The following is a 17,287-nucleotide window of genomic DNA, read 5'->3' as shown; positions in this document are numbered from 1 at the left end:
GCAAGTGTCAGATATTTATCAGTCTGCCGCGCAGTTGACACGCGCCAGAATGGACCGCGCCCTGGCAATCACCGGTGCGTCGACCATCGCACCGTCAAGCACTGACACTCCTTCCACCGCGGATGCGACCACCCGCTCCGCCCAGGCCACCTCGGCTGGCGTCGGGCTCATTCCTGCGGTGGTGGGGCCGACTTGGCGAGGGTGGATGCAGAGGCGCCCAGCGAAGCCGACCTCGCGAGCGTGACGCACGTCCTCGATCAGCCGAGCTGGGTCGTCCAGGTTAGTGGTGACTCCGTCGATCGGTCCCGGCAATTCCGCTGCAGCGCTGGCGAGTACAAGGGCACCCCGCGCTGGCGCAAGGGCTGCTCGGGAGGCCGGGTCGACACCGAGGCTCGCGGCGAGATCAACGTTACCCAGTACCAAGCGCGCCACGGCTCCACTCGCGGCCAGGGCATGCGCGGCCTGGACGCCGCGTGCTGTCTCGATAAGGGCCAGGACCGGAGCCCCACCCGTTGCCTCATGGACGCGAATGACGTCTCCTTCGCTTTCTGCCTTGGGCAGCATGACCGGGACACCGCTCCCCCGCAGGGCATCCAGTTCGTGGGCCGCCCACGGGCTGGCCAGAGAGTTGATCCGGACGATGGCGCGGTCGTGGTGCTCGACCCATGAGAGGACTTGCGTCAGTGATGCTTCCTTCTGGTCGGCCGGCACCGCGTCCTCGAGGTCGAGGATGGTCAAGTCCGGTCTTGCGGCCTCAGCCTTGGCGAAGCGTTCGGGACGGTTGCCCGGCACAAAGAGGAGGCTTCGCGCGGTCAGCAGCGCGAGCTGTCGACTCTCAGGAGTCACCGCGGGCGTCCGACCCGGGGGGCGACGACGAGTTGGCGGCGGGTTGGTACCGTACGTCCCAGCCAAGATGTCATCTGTAGGACAATATGGATACCTACGAGGCTGCTATTGCCCGACCGGCCATGACCCACCGCTGCACCGCGATACAAGGAGACACCAGCATGGCGAGCACCGGAACGACCGACAAGCGTTTTCAGGCGCAACAGGTCACTCGTCCGCGGGACCAGGTCGAGGCGCAGCTGCGTGAAGCGATCTTGGAGGGTCACTTCGCTCAGGGCGAGAAGCTTCCGGCGGAGACCGAGCTTGCGTCGCAGTTTGGGGTGAGTCGCCCCACGGTGCGCGAGGCACTCGGTGCCCTCGTCAGCTCGGGCCTGATTCGCAAGATTCCGGGAGTAGCCGGCGGCAGTTTCGTGAACACGGTGACCCCGGGTTCGCTCAGCAAGATGCTGAGCGAATCCATGGACACCATTGTGCGCATAGGGGCCTTGGACATCGACGAGATCACGGAGGTCCGCCGCGTGCTGGAGATCCCTGCTGCGCAGTGGGCTGCGCGAAACCGCACAGACGACGACGTGGAGATGATGCGGTCCGTCGTCGAGATTCAGAAGAAGACCACCCTCGACGACCCGGACATTCCGAGCTACGACCTCCGGTTTCACACAGCCATCGGCCGCGCATCGGGCAACAGACTCCTCGAGGCCTTCATCGCCGCCGTTCACGACGCCACGCACCCGGCCCAGTTCCTGGAGGTGACCCGCCCCGTTGCTCAGAAGACGGTGCGGCAGCACATCGCGATCCTCACCGCGATCGACCGTCAGGACGCTGACGCAGCTGGCAACGCAATGCGCGAGCACTTGGACTTCGTGCTGCGCTACTCGCACTCGTCGTAGTTCGCCTGGGAACGGACAGGCGTCTGCCGTATCGGCGTGCAGCGCGGGAGCAGTCATGGGAACTGTATGACACCCTTGCCGGCGTCCTGCTTGTCGAACCACTGATAGGCCTCTTCGACTTGGTCGAGCGTCCAACGGTGAGAGAACAGGTCGTCCACAGGGACACCGTTCCGGGCGACGAACTTGCTGCATTCCTCCTGCGCCACCAGTGACATCGACCAGGAGGTCATTACTGTCATCTGGGACCGATGGAAATCCATGACGTCGAAGCGCACCTCTCCGCCGAGGCCGACGACACAGAATCGGCCCCAGGGTGCGAGGATTTTGAGGCCGCTGGCGGCCGCAACGGAAGACCCCGATGTTTCGAGAACGGCGTAGACGCCCTCCCCCTCGGTCAGCTCCCGCACCCGCTCGACCACGTCCGTCCGCAGCGGGTTGATCGTGGCGAACGCGCCAGCCCGGTGTGCCAAGGCCAAACGGTGGTCCTCGGTGTCGAGTGCGATGACCTTGGCGCCCAAGGCAGAACCGAGCATCGTGCCGGACAGTCCGACCGGCCCTTGACCGAATACCGCCAAGGTTGCACCACCGAGGTCGCCCAGCCTCTGCAGACCTCCCCAAGCGGTGCCAGTCCCGCAGCCAATTGCAGCGCCTGCTTCGAACGTCAGCCGCTCGTCTAGACGGATGAGCGTGGCCGCCGGCACCTTGAGAAAGGGCGCGTGCGAGCCGTTGCCGTTCATCCCCAGCACGGTGACAGGTCTTGTCGTGCACATCTGTGTCCATCCGCTGCGGCATTGGCGGCACTGACCACACCCGATGTAGTGGTGCACCATGACGCGCTCACCGATTCCCGGTGCCGCGTCGGGCACACCTGGGCCGACAGCGTGCACCACGCCAGCCGGCTCGTGCCCGGAGATCAGGCGTCCGGACGCGAACGTGTCGTTACTCGGGCCCCGGTAGTACTTCAGGTCGCTGCCGCACATGCCTGAGGCGCGAACCGCGACCACGACCTCACCGGGACCTGGAACCGGGTCGTCGACCTCGACCACGGCAAGTCGGCTGTCTCCCAAGAAGACCGCAGCTCTCATGATGCAGAACTCATTTCGCTAGGGGGGAGGCTGACCGACAAGGGCAAGTACATCAACGGCCCATTCATCGGCTCGCCAGAGCGGCACGGGCCGCGAGTGAGTACACGGCAACGGCGAGGAGCAGGATCGCGCCGTAGATGATCTGCGTCCAGGCGAACGGCAAACTCACCGCTTGCGCTGCGTTGCTGATGACCGTGAGGAACACCGCGCCGAAAGCCGCGCCGACGAAGGTCCCGCGTCCACCCGTCAGAACTGCTCCTCCCAGAAAGCACGCCGCGAATGCTGGCAGAGCCAATCCCAGGCCCACGTCGTTGCTGCCGACGCCCACCTGAACCGACAGAAAGATCCCGCCAAAGGCGGCGCCGAGCGCGGCAGCGATGTACCCCATCGTCTTGATCCGTCCTACGTGGACACCTACGCGCAGGCTTGACTCGCCGCGCAGCCCCACAGCCCGACTCGACAAGCCGCCGCCGGAGCGAAAGAGCCAGAAGTCGCCCAGCAGCGCAATCACGAGGACGACGAGGAAGCCCAAGGGGACGAACCCAGCCGCACGGAGCAAGCCGATCCCAAAGTCGGCATCGATCGTCCCGCCCGGCTTGGGCCGAAGGAGAATGCAGACACCCGAAACGATGCCGAGGGTCCCGATCGTCGCGATTAGCGGGCTGACCCCCAAATACTGGGTGAGCAGGGAGTTGACCAGTCCGACGAGGACGGCCACCGCAAGGATCACCCCGATGCCCACGGCGAGCGAGCCGGGCGACCCGCTGTCGAGCAGGAAAGAGGCCAGGACGACACTCAGCGTCGTCGTCGCTCCGATGGAAATGTCCAGCTCTCCCACCAGAAGACAGAACTGCAGACCGATCGCGATCCAGACCAGAGGCAAGGCGGACAACATGATGTTGTTGAGGTTGAACGACTCGAAGAAGAGCGGCGTCCGGCTGCCAGCGTAGACCGCGAGCACGGCCGAGAGAAGCGCAAGCACGCCCACCGGAACCCAGGGTGACACCAAGAGCCGGGCCAGCCGGCGGCTCGTCTGCCCCTCCTCTTCCGCCATCTGCTCTGGCTTGTCAGTGGTGCTCACGAAGCGTCTGACGATGCTGGACTCGCTCAGTTCGCTCGAGGCCTCGTCAATAATGGATCCGTCTGCGAGGACGTACACCCGATCACACAGCCCGGCCAGCTCGCTGGAGTCGGACGAATTGATCAGGACGGCGACACCTTGATCGGCCACCTCTCGGATGACGTGGTAAATGTCCAGCCGAGCCTTGGCATCAACTCCCTGGGTGGGTTCGTCGATGACAAGAACCCGCGGGCTCCTCAGAGCCGCACGGGACAGGACCACCTTCTGCTGGTTGCCACCCGACAACTCACCGATCGGCTGGAACGGTGACGCCACGACGATCCCGAGCTGCCTCACGACACCGCGGAACCGGTCGAGTCCTCTCGACGGAACGTTCAGACCGCCCCGGCCTAGCTCAGAACCCAGTTGCACCGTGCTGTTGTCGGCGACCGCCATGCTCGGGAACACTGACTCGGCGACTCGGTCGCCACTTTGAAAGTTGATGCCGGCCCGCAACGCCCCAGTCGGGTTGGCGGGGACCTTCCGCCCTTCGACCTGAACCGAACCCGACTTGCGCCCGACGCCGACCAAGGCCCTCAGCAGCTGACGCTGGCCGCTGCCTTCTGCGCCCGCGATCCCAACCACCTCTCCTCGCCCCACCGTGAGTGAGACGGGACCCATGCCGGGCGCCTGGAGGTCCTCGACCGCGAGAACCACCGCCCGCTCAGCAGTGGTGGCAGGCCGAACAGGGAACTCGAGGTCGACGGGGGCGCCAACCATGAGCTCGACGATGTGGTCGACCTCCCAGTCCATACTGGCGTGGGTGCCCTGAATGGCGCCGTCACGCAGAACGGTGAGGCGGTCCGCCAGTCGCCGGACCTCTTCCAACCTATGGCTGACGTAGACGATCGCACAGCCACTGTCGCGGATGTGGCGAATCAGCGTCTGCAGCCGCTCGGCTGCCGGAATGTCGAGCACGGCGGTGGGCTCGTCTAGGAGGAGCACCTTGGGCTCGTGGACGACGGAACGGACGACCTCGAGCATCTGCCGTCCACCAGGCCCGAGGTCGCCGACCCGATCAGCCGCCCCGAACGGAAGGTCGAAGCCACCCAAGACCTTGTCGAGGTCTTTCGGGGCCTCGTCACCGAGGCAGTGGTAGGACAGCAGGAGGTTCTCGGCAACAGTGAGGTCCTCGACGAGGGAGCTGTCCTGGTAGGCGGTCATCAGACCGAGCCGCCGGGCCTTGCGTGGTCCGCCCTGGCCCAGCTCGGCAGAATCGATCCAGACCCGGCCCGCGTCAGGGGCGAGCAAGCCGGCCGCCGTCTTGATCATGGTGGACTTGCCCGAGCCGTTCTCACCCACAAGAGCGTGAACCTCGCCTGGGCGGCACTCGAAGCTGACGTCGTTCAGGGCCATCACACCGGGGTAGGTCTTGGTGACGCCGGCGAGAACCAGACCTCTTGGCGTGGTCATCGGCTCCTCCACGCGCGTATCAACGTCGGACATAGCGTCGGTCACGTCAACGATTCCTTTGCTCCATGGGTGCTGATCCGCCCGCCGGCCGGGCCGTCCCTTTGAGACGACCCGGCCTTGTCACTTGGCGCGTACCAGTCCGCTTCTGCTTAGTGCTTCAAGGACTCGTTCTGATCCTGAGCATCAAGCGTGCTGCCGAGAAAGGCTGCTTGGTTGATGTTCAGGTCGATGGACCCGATCACGTCCTTGAGGTCGGTGAGCTTCATCGGGTACTGGATTGGATTGGACGACGCCTTCTTCCCGTCCTTGAGTGACAGTTCTGTCATGAAGGCGAGGTTGACGGTCCAGACGTTGGAAGGGGCCACCCAGATGTCGGCCTTGAAGCCCTTGGCCAGAGCGTCCTTGTAGGCCTTGGCCGTCCCGACGGTGCTCGACGCTGTCAGGACGAACATCGGCAGGTCCTTGATGCCGGCGTCCTCATAGGCGTGGATGAAGTCCTCGGCGTAGGTGTCGTACACGATGACACTCGGCTTCTTGCCTGATGCCTGCAGGGCTGCCGCTGCCTTGACCGTGCCCTGTGGCGTCCAGTCGGTGGTGCCGTCGTAGACGCCTTTCATCCCCTCCGCCTGCAGGGCCTCCTTTACGCATGGCTGCCAGGTAGCCGCGAACGAGTTGCCTGCCGGCCCCGTGAATAGCGCGAAGGTAGGATTGCCGATCCCCTTGGATTTGAGGTGGGCTGCGACATCCTTTGCTCCTCCGTTCTTCCACATGTCACACATGGAGGCCTCGGTCACGGTCGAAAGCTTCGACATCACTTCGGGTGAGAACATGCAACACCCGTTGACCACGGGGATTCCCTTGGCCTTGGCCTGCGCAATAGCGGGACCGGCCTGGTTGCCCAGGGCTCCGTACTGACTCACGATCATGTCCGCGCCCTGGCCAATGGCCGAGCGCCAGTCCGCGAGGTATTGCTGGACGTTGAGGTTGCTCGAGAAGTGGATGATCTTGGCGACTGCACCCGACTTGATGGCTACCGAAGTGACTTCAGCGCGAGCCATGCTGTACCAGGTGTTGACCTGGTCATCCACGATGGCCAAGGTGTATTTGCCCTGGCCAGTCTCACAAGAGTCCTTCGCGAGACACGTCTTGAGAGTCTGGCGCTGCGCTTCAGTCAGTGGCTCGCTCGCGAGCATCATGGCCTGCTGGATTTCCGGAGCCAGAGCGTTCACGTCTGCGTTGCCGTTGAGCACCTTGGCAGCGACCTCTTTGAGCTTGGCCTGGTCCGGGGCGAGATAGGCGGTCTTCTGCCACGACGCCGCGTCCGCGCTGCTCGCCTTTGCTCCGCTTGGCGATCCTCCGCACGCGGCCAGCAGAGTGGCGAGTGCGGCGAAGACCGCCACAATGCCGCTAGCGCGCCGAAGGCGTCGCCTTCTGGTCGGGTTCATTCCACTCCTTCGATTGCAAATGTCATCCTTGAGCCGGGTTGGCTTTCGGGGGTGCAGAGGGTCAGGTTCACGATTGGGCCTTCTGAGCGCGCCGCTGGAAGAGAGGGTCAACGCCCCGACGGACGACACGGGCGAGAGCGCCGGCCGCCACGGCGAGCACCAGCAGCACGCCTTGGACCAGCACGCGGACGCCGCTGTCCATCCCCTGCAAAGTCAGGGCTTGGTCGAGGGTCTGAAGGAGCAGGCACGCTGCGACCAGGGCCGAGATGCTCACCGGACCGCCGCTGAAGACCGCGCCGGCGATGGCGACGGCGGTCAGGGTCGTCAGCTGATAGGTGGACCCCAACGTCGCGTCAGGACTGCGGACAAAGCCTGCTGTAAGTGACCCTGCGATTCCATAGAGCGCTCCGGCCGCGGCAAAGGTGCTGATCTGGACCGCGTAAAGCCGGATCCCGAGCAGGCGCGCTGCGGTTCGGTTGGCGCCGACGAACGAGACCTGACGTCCCGCGCGGGTGCGGAAGAGCAGAACGCTGCCGAGTCCGGCGATGACGACCGCCACGATGAAGATCGCGTTGATCCGCCACACATTCGCTCGCCCGAGGTCGATGAGCCACCCCGGAGCATCCCCGTCCTGGGAATAGGTCTGCCCCAGCGCCTGGACGAGCACTCCCGCGAGGAGCGTGTTCATGGCCAACGTCACGATGATGGAGTTGAGCCGCACGACCGAGACGAGGACTCCACTGAAGGCGCTGATCACGGCGCACACGAGAACGGCAAGGACAGCCGTGACTCCAGCTCCCCAACCGGCGTTGTGGTAGTGCACGTTCAGCGCAGCGGCCAGTGTCATGTACGCCGGCACCGAGAGGTCGATCTCGCCGAGCATGACGATGAGGATCTGTCCGAGGCTCGCGACGAGCAAGCAGCCGGCCAGCGCTGTGATGAGTTCGAGCGAAGCTGTCCGGAAGGTATCGGGCCTCAAGATCGTCGACAGCAGAATCGTGAGCGCCAGCCCGGACCAAGCGATGGTGTATCGCGCCGGCAGCCTGTACCGCAGGTCGACCAGTGGACGTGGTCGTACCAATGAAGCCGTGTCAACGGGCGAAGCAGCCACCATCCACACCTCCTTGTGCGCCAAGCCCTCACGGTGATCGCGGTCGCTCCGCGCGTACAACGTGACGCTTGGCGTACATCGGATCATAGAATTGACATAGGATGCAAGAGTCAGTCTTCATAAACTCATGTATTTTGTCTGACCGATACCAGGAGGAGGCATCTCCCGCGCGGACCACTCAGCCGCGCACCAGTCCTCCATCAAGCCAGAGGGTCTGCCCGGTGATGAAGGCCGCCTCCTCGGACACGAGAAAGGTGAGCAGGCCGGCCACGTCATGCGGCTCCGCCACCCGGGGAATGGCGCAGCGTTCCGCGAAACTCGCAAAGGACTGCGGTTCCTCCTGGCTCGGTCCGACCGTTCCCTCAGTCCGCACCACACCGGGCGCAATGGCGTTCACGGTGACGCCATCGCGGCCGAACTCGGTGGCTAATGCGCGCGTGAGTCCGACCACGGCGCCCTTGCTTGCGGTGTAGTGGCTGAGATCCGGGATGACGATGCGCAACGTGTCAGAAGCCATGTTGACGATGCGCCCCCAACCCGCACTCCGCATCGAGGGAGCGAAGGCCTGGCACATCAGAAAGACCGAGTCGGCATTCACGCTCATGACGCGTTTCCACTGGGAGAAGGCGATGGACTCGAACGGAGCGAATGGGTATATCCCCGCGTTGTTGACGAGCACGGCGACGTCACCGACCAAGCCCACGGCCTCGCGGTGGATGCGATCCACGTCGGCGGCAGAACTGACGTCACCGACGAGCCCGTGTGCTGAGCCTCCTGCGTTGCGAATGGCTGAGACCGTGACCCCAGTGTCGGCGAGGTCTACGCACAGGACCGTTGCACCATCAGCAGCAAGCCGTTGCGCGAACGCCCTCCCCAGACCTTGGGCAGCGCCTGTGACTAGGGCCGCTCTTCCCATGTTGGGACTCTCCTAGATGTCGGGCCGACACTTGGGGTCGTGGCTCCAGCGGACAAACCGCGCAGTGGAGGGCACCCCTCTCAGGAGAGGTCGAGACCCTCGGTGTACGGAACGCCATACATCTCCTGCGCCTTGGCGATGATCTCGCGCGAAGGCTTGGAGTAGAGCGGGCCCCGGCTCGTCCATTGACCGGTGTACTGATGGATCGCGACCGCGGCCTCGGCGAACCTTGCAAGCACTGCATAGGTATCCTGGATGACTACCCCGTCGACCTCGCGCAGGCCCGCTTGTGCAGCCAGAGTGGTGTGCACCCCGGCCCCGATGATGGTGTCGGCGCCCTGGGCGATGAGACGGCGGGCCGACGCCGCATAAGCCTCGACAACAGCTTCTGCCACGGTCGCATCCGTGAATCCCTCATGAATACGAGGCAGGTAGTCAAATCTCACCGAGTCCACGCCGACAAGTCGATCGGAATATCCGTATCCACGGACCAACTCGCGGTAGCGCGGGCTGAACTTCTGGTTGGTAGCCACGATGCCGAACCGCTCCCCGGTCATGCCCGCCACAGCACAGGACACCTCCATCTGCACCACGACGGGGATGTCAAGGATCTCGCGCAAGGCTGTCACGCCCGGGTCGAGGGAGTTGCCGATGGCGAAGACGTCGAACCCGTCGTGCTGGGCCTTCAAACCGTTCTCGATGATGTCGCGCTCGTCGTAGTGGAACAGCAGGCGGTACTGGTCGGAAAACGCTCCGTGCGGTGTTCCTCGCACGACGATCTCCGTACCGGGACTTACCACCTGGTCAAGCTGTCGCTGCACCTCGTTGATGAAGCCGGGACTGCGAGTCTCGGACGCCATCAGCTGAAAGAGAATTCTCATCTTGGCCTCACGTATGGACGGTCTACCCTCGATGAGGGTGGAAGGAATCAGAGTTGGGTGAACACGGACTTAGTCTCAAGGAAGACCTCAAGGCCCTCAGGTCCGAGCTCACGACCCCACCCAGACTGCTTGTAGCCGCCGGTGGGCATCGAGACATCTGCCAGGCCGTGCACGTTGATGCCCACGCGGCCCGCTCGAAGGGCTCGGGCGATCCGGTGAGCCTTGCTGACGTCACGGGTCCAGACACTCGCTGCCAGGCCGTAGTCGGAGTCATTGGCCCACTGGACCGCCTGCTCGGGGTCGCTGAACGGAATGGCCGTGACCACGGGCCCGAAGATCTCCTCCTGAACGACCCTCATTGACGAGTTGGCGCCTACGAGGACTGTGGGTTCCACGAAGTACCCGACATCTCGGCCTCGCCCGCCAGCCGCAACCTCTGCCCCCTCGGACTTGCCTACCTCGATGTAGCCGAGCACTCGGTCACGCTGCTTCGCGGAGATGAGGGGGCCCATCTGCACATCGGGTTCGGTGGCGTAGCCAACCCGGATGTTGCCGGCGATCTGTTGCACGCCCTCGACGACGCGCTCGTAGGAGCGCTCGTGGACATACAGCCGAGATCCCGCGGTGCAGACCTGGCCGGAGTTCTGGAAGATCGCGTTGGCGGCGGCCGGGATGGCGGAGTCGATGTCGGCGTCGTCCAGGATTACGACGGGGGACTTGCCTCCGAGTTCGAGAGAAACCTTTTTCAGGTTGCTGACGCCTGCGGCCCGCACGATCTCTCGACCGACCTCCGTCGACCCGGTAAAGGCCACCTTGTCGACGTCGTCGTGCGACGCCAGCGCGGCACCTACCTCGTGGCCGTAGCCGGTGACGAGGTTGAGCACCCCCGCGGGGACACCAGCGTCCAAGCAGATGTGGGCGAGCAGAAGTGCCGTCAGCGGCGTCTCCTCCGCCGGCTTGAGGATAGTCGAGCACCCCGCGGCCAGTGCCGGCGCTACCTTCCACGCGGCCATCAACAAAGGCGTGTTCCAGGGCACGATCATGGCGGCGACACCGACTGGCTCTTTGCGCGTGTACGCGTGGTAGAGCCGTCCGTCCGCCGAGATCTCGCTACTTCGACCGCCGAGCTTGTCCGCCCACCCGGCGTAGTAGCGGAACACGCGCGCAGCCCGGTTGACGAAGGTTCGTGCGTTTCCTCGGGGCATTCCCTGGTTCAAGCTCTCGATCGTCGCGATGGTGTCGACGTGGTCTTCGAGCAGGTCTGCGATCCTCCACATGATCTGCGACCGTTCGGGCGACGGGATCCTCAGCCAGCTCTCCTCATTGAAGGACCGGCGTGCAGCGGCCACGGCAGCGTCAACGTCCTCCTGGGTGCCCTGCGGAATGCGCGCGATCACCCGCTCGGTGCCAGGGTCGTAGACGTCGATCGATGAGGTAGACGTGCCGAGGGTCCATTCGTCGTGCACGAGCATGGGCCACGGGACGGGGGTCGGGTCTCCTTCCACCAAGCTGGAGACCTGCTTCTTGAGTCCGTGCATGAATGGCTCCTATCAGTGCGCAGTCGTGGACAAGTGGGTCGTCACGAAGCGAAGGTCGTGCCATCGATGACGAAGCGGTACCGGACGTCTCCCGCGACGACGCGGTCGAAGGCGGCGTCGATCTCGTCCGCGTTCACGACCTCCACCTCAGCGGCAATCCCGTGCTCGGCACAGAAGTCGAGCATCGCCTGAGTTTCCGCGATTCCGCCGATCATGCTCGAGGCCACCGAACGCCGGTTATGGCGCAGCAGGTAGGTGGAGACGCTCAGCGGCTTCTCGGCACCGCCCAGGTTGACGAACACACCGTCGACGCCCAACATGGCCACGAACGAGTCGAGATCGGGATTAGTTGGCACCGTGGAGATGATGAGGTCGAAGCTGGACTTCAAACCGTCGAGCGCCCCCGGGGAGCGCGGGTCGATGAATTCGTCTGCTCCGAACCTGAGGGCGTCGGGCCGCTTACCTGGGTCCAGATCGAAGACCGTCGTGTGCGCGCCGAACGCTCGGGACATCTGGACGCCAATATGACCAAGCCCGCCGAGACCGATGATGGCCACTCGTTTGCCCGGGGCCGCACCCCAGTGGGCCAGCGGTGAGTAGAGCGTGATCCCCGCGCACAGGAGCGGTGCGGCTTGGTCCAGCGGAATCGCGTCTGGGATGCGCAGAGCGAACTTTTCGGTCACCACGACGCTGTCGCTGAACCCGCCAAGGGTGTGGGAGCCATCAGCGAGTGGCCAGTTGTACGTCCGGGTGAAGTCCGCCTCGCAGTAGTTCTCCATGTCGGCTCGACACGCTTGGCATTCACCGCATGAGTCCACCATGCAGCCGACCCCGACGCGGTCCCCCACCGTGAGACCCGAGACGGCGTTCCCGACGGCCGCCACCGTGCCTGCAATCTCGTGTCCCGGGACGAGTGGGTAGCGGGCCTGGGCGAGCCTCACGGGGTTGTGCAGAAAGTGGATGTCAGAGTGGCAGATGCCGCAGAACGCGATGTCAAGGCGAACGTCGTGCTCGCCGAGCTCCCGACGTTTGACATCGAGGCGGGAGAACTTCTCCCCGGGTTCAGCGATTCCGCGGGCAGTGGCACTGGTCGTCATTGATCCTCGATTTCACTCTTGCGCTCCGGCTTGCGGGCCGCATCACGGTTGCGTTCTTGGCCAAGCCGCCGCGCACCACACACGGGTCGTGCGACATACGGCTATCCCGATCGATATCGCGCCTGCCGCGGCTGGCTGTCTCGAACGAGTATTGTCGGACAAAAGTCCGCTTGTCAACGTATGCACGTTCACTCGCCGGCTATGGGAGCCCTGCCGCGGCCACGTCGACCCGCACCGAGTCGATGTACCCAGACATCTCTTGTCGCTTTATGCGCTCGAAGTCGGTGTCACTGGTCAGGAGGAAAAGGGTCCGCCGATCGGCACCGCCGAGCATGGGTGCAAGAGCCCACCGGCCCGGCGTGGCGATCCGATGCGTTACCTCGCCGCCCTCCAGAATTCGCAGAAACTCGTAGGTGAAGCAGGAGCCGACCCACAATGCTCCTTCGGCGTCCAGACAGATCCCGTCGGGCGTGAAGTCCTTCAACTTGACCCACGCCCGCCTGTTCGAAAGCGACCCGTCAGTCGCGCGGTCGAAGGCAGTGATCTCGCCCGCCTGGGTCTGGGCGATCAGCAGAGTTCCGCCATCGGCCGTTACCGCAACCCCATTCGGAAAGAGTAAGTTTTCAGCGGCTACTCGCGTGACCCCCTCTGCGGTCGTCATCAGCAGCTTGCCGGGCGCTGGCGGCTCACCGGTGAGGAGGTCATACTCCAAGCATCCGGTGTAGGTGATGCCGTCACTCGCGGTGACGCAGTCATTGAGCCAATACTTGGTGAACTCCGACAGGTCGGCGAATGGCTCCGGGTCGACGCCGGATTCGGTCAGCACCCGGAGCAGCCGGGGCTCCTGTTGAACAACGATGCGCCGTCCGTCGGGTAGCTGACCAAGTCCGGATGGCAGGCCCTCGAGGGGCGCGATCTCGACAAGCTCTAAGCCGTCCTCACTCATCCGGAAGACCTTGTTGCCGTAAAGGTCGGAAAAGTACAGCTGCCCGTCCCACCATCGTGGGGACTCGGGGAACCGTAAGCCAGACGCCAAGCGTTTCGGCCGTAGTTCGACAACTTCCATACCGGGAGTAGTAGCCATCATCACGCCTTCCTCTTCTTTGAGGTGGGTCCAGGGCGGTCGCGCTGGACCGGCCGCATGTCTTGACGACCCGCGCGAGCCGCGAACTGCCCGGTTGAACAGCAGCGATACTGTCCGACATTCGACGGGTCGTCAAGGGTGTGACACGCCACCCTCACCACGGCACCCCCGTCCACACATACGCGGCTCGAGCAGGGGCAGAAGCCCCCAGCAGCGTCATGTGCCGGGTCGGCCGGACGCCAGGCCTAGCGCGGGAACCAATGCGCCTAGGCGAAGCTTGGTGTTACTCCGGCGTGCCAAAGACTCTCCACCGTTACGGACGCGGTCCACGAGTGGATTTCAGCGCTCGCGACTCCGCCCGGCGCGGTCTTCCTCGGTGCGGTTGTAAATGACAACGCGAAGATGCTCCGGATCGCTGTGCCCGACGACGGTCCGAACTCCGGTCCGCCGCGGTGCCGGTAAGCATGGCGAGGCACGGCCGGGAGCCGCGGTGGATTCAAGGTGCACCGGGTCCTTGTGACCATCGTTTGCCGAGCGTATGGGATTTCATTGTTGGATGAAAGGACAGCTGTTGAACTTGGCGGCCATGATCAGGCTGCGCGCAAGTCGCCCAAATGTCTTCGGCGCCATACTCCCGGAGCCATCTGGTCGAGCTTTCGGAATGCCCTATTGAGCGCGGTGTCGCTCTCGTAACCGACCGCAATGGCGACTTCTAGGACCGACATGGATGAGTCAGACAGGAGGGTCTTGGCTCGGTAGACGCGCCAACGCGTCAGGTACACCAACGGACTGTGACCTGTTTCCGACTTGAACATGGCAGCAAAACTTGACCTTGACATCAACGACAGGCCAGCGAGTTCGGCGACCGTCCACGGACGCGCCGGGTCGCGATGCATTGCGATAAGGGCCGGCCTGAGCTGAGGCACGCGCAGCGCCGCGATCCAGCCCACATGAGCACCGGGACCCGAGTTGCACCAGGCGCGCAAGACTTGGATGAAAAGCACATCGGCCAGCCTGCCGGTGACTGCCGCTGAACCCATCGAGTTCGCTGACTCCAGCGACAGCAAGTGGAGGGTCGTCCGGATGGAAGAGTCATCTAGCTCGTCGAGCCGGATGCGCATGATGGGCGGCAGAGAACTCATCAGGAGCTCAGATGCATCGACATCCAGGCTGAAACGACCGGTGTGCATCTCGGTCACCGCGCCCCCGCCATCGAGTGTGGCTTGCCGATTGTCGCTGAACGTCAGGCCGTCACACTCGACAGGAACGGTCGAGAGGTCATCCTGAAGCGCGAGCTCGACCCCGGCCTGCACGATGACGCAGTCACCCGAGGTGAGCGCCATCGGTTGGTCCAGGGCGTCCGATGTGATGACGCACTCGCCCTTGGTGACGACGATGAGTCGTGCAAGTGGAGCCGCGGCAGAGGAGAACGCCCAGGGACTCGTGCCTCGGACGCTTGCGTACCAAGAGCGTTCGATGGTCACTCGACCCAGCATCTCGTCAAGTACGTCGGTCACGTCATGCGAAACCTGCTCGATGGCGTCGCTATTCCGCTTGGACGCTGGACGATCGGCCCGGATCTTCGGACGTCAGGCGTTGGGACGCGCTCATCACGACTTCTAGCGTGAAACCATGATGATTCCTCCGACACCGTTGGCACCCCCCGTCCACTCCATCTCTTTCATCGGGGCAGGCCACATGGCCGAAGCACTTTCAYGGCGCGCCATCAAGGCCGGCCTGGCGGTGAACGTCAGCAACTCACGAGGCCCCCAAGCCCTCAAAGGATGGGTCCACGAGCTCACACCCACCGTCCAGGCCACGACGGCACGCGAAGCTGCCACCGCTGGTGACGTCGTCGTCCTGGCGATACCGTTCGGCAGCTTCGAGCAGCTGCCCGCGGACCTGGCGGCGGCCAAGGTCCTGATCGACCTGACCAACTACTACCCCGGCATGTACGCGCCGCAGCCGCTGCTCGACGCTGCTTCGATCACGAGCAGCGAACTGCTCCAGCGCCATTTCCCCGACGCACGCGTCGTCAAAGCGTTCAACACCATCGCTTCCCACCACATCACCAACCTCGCGAGGCCGGACGGCGCACCCGACCGAACGGCGATCCCCATTGCGGCCGACAACGCGTCCGACCTAGTGCTCGTTTCACGACTCCTGGACGACCTCGGCTTCGACGCCCTGCCCGTAGGCGCCCTCGCCGAGAGCTGGCGGTTCGAGCCCGGGACGCCCGCGTTCGTCACCCCCTACCTCAGCCGCCCCGACGCCCAATGGCTCCACGATGTCGGCAAGGCCATGCCGTCAGCGGAGCTCAAGACCTACATCGACGCCGCCCGGCGTTGACCCTCCCGAACCACCACACATAACCACACACCAAGGAGTTCAAGATCATGCGCGCAGCCATCTACCGCACCGTCGGCGGACCGGACGTCATCGAGGTCGTTGACCTTGATATCCCTGAGCCCGGTGACCATGAGGTGCGCATCAAGGTGCAGGCCTCGGCCATGAGCCTGGCCGACGTCGCCGCATGGAGTGGGGTCTTCCCCGGTCCCGCAGAAGGCACCCACTACGGCATCGGCTGGGACATCGCCGGCGTCATCGACGCCACAGGCGGCGGCGGTACGCCCGCCCTCTTCAGCAAGGGTGAACCCGTCATCGCAATCACCAACGGAGCCGTGGCCGTGGGCCGCGCACACGCCGAGTACGTCATCGTCCCCACCCACGCGGTGGCACCTGCCCCGGCCGGGGTTGACCCCGTCCTCGCGTCCACCATCCCCCTCAACGGGCTCACCGCGACGCAGACAGTGGAACTCGCAGCGGTCCGCCAGGGCCAGATTGTCGTGGTCGTCGGTGCCGCCGGCGGCGTCGGGGCGATCGCCACCAAGCTCGCGAAGCTGCGCGGAGCACACATCATCGGCATCGACGTCCCTGAGCGGGAGGATTACGTCCTACATACCGCCGGCGCCGACGAGTTCATTCCTGCCGGCGACGACCCGGCTACCGCGATCAAAGCTCGCTACTCCGATGGCGTGGACACCGTGATCAACATGACCGACCAGGGCCAGGCCGTCATGGGCGCCATCAAGGACGGCGGCACCTACAGCACGACCCGCTGGGACGCCATGCCTTCGGCCGAGCGTGGCATCCGTTTACGTGCAACGGTGGTCGCCCCAGACGCCGCGACACTGACGACATTGTCAGACCTCGCAGCCGCCGGTGAGTTGCCACTCCTCGTCGCTGCGACCTACCCCTTGGAGGCGGCGGTTCAGGCCTACGCGAAGTTCCAGGCTGGCCCTACGCACGGACGCTTCGTGCTCGAGATCTCCTGAACCAACCCGTAGGCCACTGGTCACCCCGGGCCTCGTGGTCCTCGATCTCCCGTTCAAGTACCACGGTCCCTGCCCGGGAGTGGGCACGCCGATCCGAGTGGTCGTCGTCCGTGGCGGGCATGTCCGCCTACGGAAGACGACGGTGCGAACCCTGTTGAGCATCACCCGGTGTTCGCCGTGCCAGCGTACGGCCCGGGCCAGGCATGCACTGGGCGTCACGGCCGGCCCCGACGAGCTCCTCAGGGCCGTAGGTGTGGTCCACCCTGATCACCTCCTGCTCGATGATCGGTCCCTCGTCGAGTTCTGGCGTGACGGGGTGGGCGGTTGACCCTACCTGCTTGACCCCGCGCAAAAGCCTGGCGGGAGGGCTTGGCTCCCTTGAAGCTGGGCAGGAAGGAGTGGTGGATGTTGATCGCGCCGGCCCTCGAGCTCGCTTCTGACCCGGGATCGCCCGCCCACCGCAATCCTGTTCGACAACGACGTGGTGGCCGTCGCCGGACTGAGCGCTGCCAAGGAGGTGGGGCTG

Annotated in this window: 14 protein-coding genes and 1 pseudogene; 3 read left to right on the top strand and 12 right to left on the bottom strand. The window is 64.6% G+C overall.

Features of this window, described 5'->3' with window-relative positions:
• Positions 1–18: 18 nt before the first annotated feature.
• Entirely contained in the window at positions 19–846 is an 828-nt protein-coding gene (locus AC1DX8_RS01755; protein ID WP_477628172.1) for an HpcH/HpaI aldolase/citrate lyase family protein, read from the bottom strand.
• 161 nt (positions 847–1,007) lie between these two features.
• Between AC1DX8_RS01755 and AC1DX8_RS01750 the strand changes: the two genes are divergently transcribed.
• A complete protein-coding gene (locus AC1DX8_RS01750; RefSeq protein ID WP_477628171.1) occupies positions 1,008–1,736 on the top strand; it encodes a FadR/GntR family transcriptional regulator in 729 nt (242 codons plus the stop codon).
• A 53-nt stretch (positions 1,737–1,789) separates the two neighbouring features.
• Here the strand turns inward: AC1DX8_RS01750 and AC1DX8_RS01745 are convergent, their stop codons facing one another.
• From AC1DX8_RS01745 to AC1DX8_RS01700, 10 genes are all read right to left on the bottom strand, one after another.
• Complete coding sequence (locus AC1DX8_RS01745) at positions 1,790–2,782, bottom strand: zinc-binding dehydrogenase (protein ID WP_477628170.1); 993 nt, start codon at positions 2,780–2,782, stop codon at positions 1,790–1,792.
• A gap of 103 nt (positions 2,783–2,885) precedes the next feature.
• A complete protein-coding gene (locus AC1DX8_RS01740) occupies positions 2,886–5,399 on the bottom strand; it encodes an ATP-binding cassette domain-containing protein (protein WP_477628169.1) in 2,514 nt (837 codons plus the stop codon).
• Between the two features lie 104 nt (positions 5,400–5,503).
• Positions 5,504–6,799, bottom strand: a complete 1,296-nt coding sequence (locus tag AC1DX8_RS01735; RefSeq protein ID WP_477628168.1) for a substrate-binding domain-containing protein — start codon at positions 6,797–6,799, stop codon at positions 5,504–5,506.
• A 67-nt stretch (positions 6,800–6,866) separates the two neighbouring features.
• The gene (locus AC1DX8_RS01730; RefSeq protein ID WP_477628167.1) at positions 6,867–7,934 is read right to left on the bottom strand and encodes an ABC transporter permease; all 1,068 of its coding nucleotides are present in this window, start codon (positions 7,932–7,934) and stop codon (positions 6,867–6,869) included.
• Positions 7,935–8,088: 154 nt separating this feature from the next.
• Entirely contained in the window at positions 8,089–8,826 is a 738-nt protein-coding gene (locus AC1DX8_RS01725) for an SDR family NAD(P)-dependent oxidoreductase (RefSeq protein WP_477628166.1), read from the bottom strand.
• Between the two features lie 80 nt (positions 8,827–8,906).
• Positions 8,907–9,707 (bottom strand): aspartate/glutamate racemase family protein, encoded by an 801-nt coding sequence (locus tag AC1DX8_RS01720; RefSeq protein WP_477628165.1) that lies wholly within the window; start codon positions 9,705–9,707, stop codon positions 8,907–8,909.
• Positions 9,708–9,754: 47 nt separating this feature from the next.
• Positions 9,755–11,245: an aldehyde dehydrogenase family protein gene (locus AC1DX8_RS01715; RefSeq protein ID WP_477628164.1), complete on the bottom strand. Its 1,491-nt coding sequence runs from the start codon at positions 11,243–11,245 to the stop codon at positions 9,755–9,757.
• 41 nt (positions 11,246–11,286) lie between these two features.
• Positions 11,287–12,342 (bottom strand): NAD(P)-dependent alcohol dehydrogenase, encoded by a 1,056-nt coding sequence (locus AC1DX8_RS01710; RefSeq protein WP_477628163.1) that lies wholly within the window; start codon positions 12,340–12,342, stop codon positions 11,287–11,289.
• A gap of 199 nt (positions 12,343–12,541) precedes the next feature.
• Positions 12,542–13,408 carry an SMP-30/gluconolactonase/LRE family protein gene (locus AC1DX8_RS01705; RefSeq protein ID WP_477628162.1) on the bottom strand — a complete coding sequence of 289 codons (867 nt, stop codon included), beginning with the start codon at positions 13,406–13,408 and terminating at the stop codon, positions 12,542–12,544.
• A 608-nt stretch (positions 13,409–14,016) separates the two neighbouring features.
• The gene (locus AC1DX8_RS01700) at positions 14,017–14,943 is read right to left on the bottom strand and encodes a cupin domain-containing protein (RefSeq protein WP_477628161.1); all 927 of its coding nucleotides are present in this window, start codon (positions 14,941–14,943) and stop codon (positions 14,017–14,019) included.
• 115 nt (positions 14,944–15,058) lie between these two features.
• Here AC1DX8_RS01700 and AC1DX8_RS01695 point away from each other — a divergent pair, with 115 nt between their 5' ends.
• Together AC1DX8_RS01695 and AC1DX8_RS01690 are read left to right on the top strand one after the other, a co-directional pair.
• Complete coding sequence (locus tag AC1DX8_RS01695) at positions 15,059–15,775, top strand: NADPH-dependent F420 reductase (RefSeq protein WP_477628160.1); 717 nt, start codon at positions 15,059–15,061, stop codon at positions 15,773–15,775.
• A gap of 47 nt (positions 15,776–15,822) precedes the next feature.
• Positions 15,823–16,761 (top strand): NADP-dependent oxidoreductase, encoded by a 939-nt coding sequence (locus AC1DX8_RS01690; RefSeq protein WP_477628159.1) that lies wholly within the window; start codon positions 15,823–15,825, stop codon positions 16,759–16,761.
• A gap of 129 nt (positions 16,762–16,890) precedes the next feature.
• Here the strand turns inward: AC1DX8_RS01690 and AC1DX8_RS01685 are convergent.
• Positions 16,891–17,177 (bottom strand): annotated as a pseudogene (locus tag AC1DX8_RS01685) (formyltransferase family protein); the annotation flags it as partial.
• Positions 17,178–17,287 lie beyond the last annotated feature (110 nt).

This window comes from Pedococcus sp. P2_A3 (assembly GCF_056405035.1).
Note: the sequence above shows the minus strand (reverse complement) of the source record. Positions and strands in the feature narration are given on the sequence as shown.